The following is a 4,627-nucleotide window of genomic DNA, read 5'->3' as shown; positions in this document are numbered from 1 at the left end:
CCCGCCCACCCGACCGGTTTCTGGGCGACGCTGTCTCCTGAGGCCGCCCGCACCTTCGCCGGGGTCGACCGCCGCTATATCGACGCGGTGTTCGCCGTGACCGACCGCCATCCCGGCGGGACGATGGGGTATCTGAAGGACGAACTGGGTCTGGACGCGGCCAAGATCGCCAAGCTGCGGGCGCTGTACCTGACAAAGGGGTGATCGCTCACCCCTGCCGCCGATCTCCCTTGCGCCGTTCGCCTTGCGGCAGCGGCGCGGGGGAGTCCTCGATGGCGGTCAGGATCGCGCGACCATAGGCGGTCTTGGCGAGCGCGCGGCCGCGCGTCTCGGCCTGTTCGCGGGATATGAAGCCCTGTAGATAGGCGATTTCTTCCAAGCAGGCGATCTGGATGCCTTGGCGGTGCTGAATCGTGCGGACGAACTCCGCCGCCTCCAACAGGCTGTCATGGGTGCCGGTGTCGAGCCAGGCGAAGCCGCGTCCCATCGCTTCGACGCGGAGCATCCCCGCATCCATGTAGCGCCGCGCAAGATCGGTGATCTCCAACTCGCCGCGAGGGGAGGGGGCCAGCGTCGCGGCATGGTCGCACACCGTCTCGTCGAACAGATAAAGCCCCGTCATCGCATAGGGAGAGCGGGGCTGGTCGGGCTTTTCCTCGATCGAGACGGCGCACCCCTGCGCGTCGAACGCGATGACGCCGTAGCGCCGGGGATCCTCGACGCGGTAGGAAAAGACGGTCGCGCCGCCCCCCGCCTCCACCCCGGCGACCGCGCGGCGCAGCATCGGGCCCAGGCCGTTGCCGAAGAAGATATTGTCGCCCAGCACCAGCATGGCGGGCGCTCCGGCCAGCCAGTCGCGCCCGATCGTGAACGCCTGGGGTAGCCCCTCGGGGCGCGGCTGCTCGGCATAGGCGATCGTCAGGCCGAGCGCGCTGCCGTCCCCGAACAGAGTGCGATAATGGGCCAGGCAATCCGGGCTGGAGATGATCAGGATTTCACGAATCCCCGCCAGCATCAGCGTCGACAGCGGGTAATAGATCATCGGCTTGTCGTAGACGGGCAGAAGCTGCTTGTTGACGACCAGCGTCGCCGGATGAAGCCGCGTGCCGGTGCCGCCTGCCAGGATGATGCCCTTCATGGCATCATCCTAACGCGGTTCGCTGAACAATAGGTTAGGCGATAGGCCGAGCCCCCGCCGCTGGTCGGCGCCGCCCTGGGCGATCAGCGGCCGCCACCAGTCCTCGTTGGCGAGATACCAGCGCACGGTCTTTTCCAGGCCGCTTTCGAAACTCTCCTGCGGCACCCAGCCCAGTTCGGCGCGGATGCGGGTGGCGTCGATCGCGTAGCGCAGGTCGTGGCCGGGGCGATCGGTGACGAAGCCGACCTGCTCGACATAGGATGCGCCGTCGGGGCGGGGACGCAGGCGGTCGAGAAGGGCGCAGAGCGTGTGCACCACATCGATGTTCCGCCGCTCCGCATGACCGCCGATATTGTAGCGGCGCCCCGGCTCCCCGCGTTCGAACACGATCTGGAGCGCGCGGACATGATCCTCGACGAACAGCCAGTCGCGCACATTCTCGCCCCGGCCATAGACGGGCAGGGTTTCCCCGGCGAGCGCCTTGACGATCATCAGCGGGATCATCTTCTCGGGGAAGTGATAGGGGCCGTAATTGTTCGAGCAGTTGGTGACGATCACCGGCAGGCCATAGCTATGGCCCCAGGCGCTGACGAGGTGATCGGACGCCGCCTTGCTCGCCGAATAGGGCGAGCGCGGATCATAGGGCGTCGTTTCGGTGAACAGCCCGGTTTCGCCCAGCGAACCGAACACCTCGTCGGTCGAGATATGGTGGAAGCGAAACGCCGCCTGTTCCGTCAGCTCCAGACCCTGCCAATAGGCCCGGGCCGCGTTCAACATCTGGAAGGTGCCAAGAACGTTGGTCTCGACAAAGGCGGCAGGCCCGTCGAGCGAGCGATCGACATGGCTCTCCGCCGCCAGATGGGTGATGACCTGGGGCCGGAATTCGCGGATCGCCCGGGTCACCGCGACGGCATCGCGCACATCCGCCCGCACGAAGCGATAGCGCGGGTCGTCTGCCACCGGCGCCAGTGCGCTCAGTGTCCCGGCATAGGTCAGGGCATCGAGGTTCAGCACCTCGTGCGCGGTGTTGCGGATCAGATGGCGGACCAGCGCCGACCCGATGAAGCCGGCCCCTCCGGTCACGAGAATGCGCATGGCGTGGCTGTCATCCGGTTAGGGGTCGATCACACGACCGGGAAGCGAAGGGATGCCGCCAATTGCTCCCCACCGCCACCCGAAACTTTTTGCACGGCCGCCCCAGCTTGGCTCAATCGAGTGTGACGCCTGCGTCATCAACCAGTCATCGACCTAACATCGCATCGTAACAAACCCCGGCCACGGGGGCGGTAACGACCGGCGCCGGGGGGCGTCGGCACGACCAAGCGCCCAAGGGGACCATCATGCACATCGTCCGTTCCGGCTTCCGCGGTCTCGCGGGGGTTTCTCTCATCGCCTTGGGTCTGGCCGGCGCGCCCGCGCTGGCCATGGCGGATGATGCGACCGCGACCGCGGGCGTGCCCGCTTCGGGGCCGATCCTGTCGGGGCGCATCTATGACGCCACCGGCGTCGCGCTGCCCGGTGCGCGCGTCGTGGTAGAAGGGACGGGCGCGCAGGCGACGACCAATCTCCAGGGCGAATTCAGCGTCATCACGCCCGAGGAAGCGGGCGACGTCACGCTGCTGATCGACTATCTCGGCCGCCCGCCCGTCACCCGCGTGGTGGCTGCGGCCGAGCGAGGCCGTCCGATCTCGCTGACCCTGCACGCCGCCAGCGGCGAGCCGGGCGACATCGTCGTGACCGGTGCCTCGCTGCTCGACAATACCGCGCGCGCACTCAACCAGCAGCGGACCGCCGACAACACCGTCACCATCATCTCGTCGGATGCGATCGGCCGCTTCCCCGATCCCAATATCGCCGAGGCGCTCCAGCGCGCGCCCGGCGTCGGCATCGAGCGCGACCAGGGCGAGGGCCGCTATATCAACGTGCGCGGCGCGCCGTCCGAATGGTCGGCCGTCTCGGTCGACGGCATCCAGATCCCCTCGGTCGACCCGACGACGCGCGCAGTCGACCTCGATACGCTGCCCTCCGACATCGTCGCCAATCTGGAAGTGACCAAGTCGCTGCTCCCCTATCAGGATGCGGACTCGATCGCGGGCGCGGTCAACATCACCACCCGCTCGCCCTTCGACCGCAAGGGCTTTGCGCTGACCGGCATGGCGGGCGCCAGCTACAACCAATATGGCAAGGGCAGCGACTATCGCGGATCGGCCGCGGTCAGCGACACCTTCGGCCCGGATCGCCAGTTCGGCCTGCTCTTCTCGGGCAGCTATTCGCGCACCCATCGCCGCCCCGACAATGTCGAGAACACCTGGACCGAGACCGCCAACGGCCCGCGCGTGACCGAGACGCTGTTCAAGGATTACGACACCAAGCGCCAGCGGATCGCGGGCACCGGTGCGTTCGAATGGCGCCCCTCCGATGCGACCCATGCCTGGGTGCGCGGCACCTATGCCCGGTTCGAGGATGACGAATTCCGCGATCGTATCGGCATATTGTGGAGCGATGGCGCGCTGCAGGCCGGATCGACCGACCGCACCGCGACCTATCGCAACACCCGTATCGAAAAGCAGGTCCGCCACCGCAAGCAGGTGAACGAGATCTGGTCGGCGACGGCGGGCATCGAGCAGCGGCTGGGCGAAGGCACGATCCGCGCCGACGTGGCCTATAGCGAAAGCTCGCAGACCTATCCGCGCCGCGACGAACTGCTGTTCCGCTCGACGCTGCGCCCGACGCTGTCCTATGACTTCAGCAATGCCGACCTGCCCAGCTATTCGCTGTTCCAGAGCAAGGAGCATCTCCAGCTCGGCACCTTCGCCTTTCAGGAAAATGCCTATCGGTCGAACACGACCAAGAATGACGAGCTGACCGTGGCGGTTCGTTCCGACCTGCCGGTCGGCGATTTCGTGACCTTCTCGACCGGCGGCAAATATCGCGAACGGCATATCAACGCCGATGAGGAGCGGTTCCGCGACCGTCGCGCGACCGCCGCGCCGACGCAGAGCCTGGCCGGGCTGCTATCCGACGAGGAATCGCGCAACTTCAACTATGATCTGGGCCGGCGTTTCGACACCGGGCTGGCCGATGCCTATTTCGATGCGACCAAGGCCGCGTCGCAGCGCCGCCTGCCGCAGTCGCTGACCGCCGATTATGTCGCCGAGGAGAAGATCCTCGGCCTGTTCGGCATGGCGAAATATGTGAAGGACGGCACGACGCTGGTCGCGGGCCTGCGCGTCGAGACCACCGATTTCGAGAGCCAGGCTCCCAGCGTCTCGCGCACCGGCGCGGTGACGACGGCGCGGGGGCGCAACGGCTATGCCGATTTCTTCCCGAACCTGACGCTGCGCCAGGCCTTCACGCCCAACCTGATCCTGCGCGCCGCGCTGAGCCGCGCGATCAACCGCCCCAACTTCCCGCAGATCGCCCCGCGCGTGCTGGAGACGAGCGAGGGCAACACGGTGCGCGTCGAGTTCGGCAATCCCGACCTGAAGC

4 protein-coding genes are annotated in these 4,627 nt (G+C 67.0%); 2 read left to right on the top strand and 2 right to left on the bottom strand.

Going from position 1 to position 4,627, the window contains the following annotated elements; all coding sequences use genetic code 11:
• A partial coding sequence (locus tag NS355_RS16720) for a tyrosine-protein phosphatase (RefSeq protein ID WP_167345484.1) occupies nucleotides 1-204 on the top strand: 204 nt, incomplete at its 5' end.
• 4 nt (nucleotides 205-208) lie between these two features.
• Here the strand turns inward: NS355_RS16720 and rfbA are convergent.
• Nucleotides 209-1,138: a glucose-1-phosphate thymidylyltransferase RfbA gene (gene rfbA, locus NS355_RS16715; RefSeq protein ID WP_058746717.1), complete on the bottom strand. Its 930-nt coding sequence runs from the start codon at nucleotides 1,136-1,138 to the stop codon at nucleotides 209-211.
• 9 nt (nucleotides 1,139-1,147) lie between these two features.
• Nucleotides 1,148-2,233 carry a dTDP-glucose 4,6-dehydratase gene (gene rfbB / locus NS355_RS16710; RefSeq protein WP_058746716.1) on the bottom strand — a complete coding sequence of 362 codons (1,086 nt, stop codon included), beginning with the start codon at nucleotides 2,231-2,233 and terminating at the stop codon, nucleotides 1,148-1,150.
• Nucleotides 2,234-2,478: 245 nt separating this feature from the next.
• On the opposite strand from rfbB, the gene NS355_RS16705 reads away from it, so the two are divergent.
• A partial coding sequence (locus tag NS355_RS16705; RefSeq protein ID WP_209445125.1) for a TonB-dependent receptor occupies nucleotides 2,479-4,627 on the top strand: 2,149 nt, incomplete at its 3' end.

The organism is Sphingomonas yabuuchiae (genome assembly GCF_001477495.1).
In the GTDB taxonomy this organism is placed as follows: Bacteria; Pseudomonadota; Alphaproteobacteria; order Sphingomonadales; family Sphingomonadaceae; genus Sphingomonas; species Sphingomonas yabuuchiae_A.
The sequence above is the reverse complement of the archived record's forward strand: the minus strand, read 5'-3'. Positions and strand labels throughout refer to the sequence as shown.

What these genes read in the sequence shown, in the direction of transcription:
- rfbA (WP_058746717.1), bottom strand. Translation starts at nt 1,138, where the DNA reads ATGAAGGGCATCATCCTGGCAGGCGGCACCGGCACGCGGCTTCATCCG.
- rfbB (WP_058746716.1), bottom strand. Translation starts at nt 2,233, where the DNA reads ATGCGCATTCTCGTGACCGGAGGGGCCGGCTTCATCGGGTCGGCGCTG.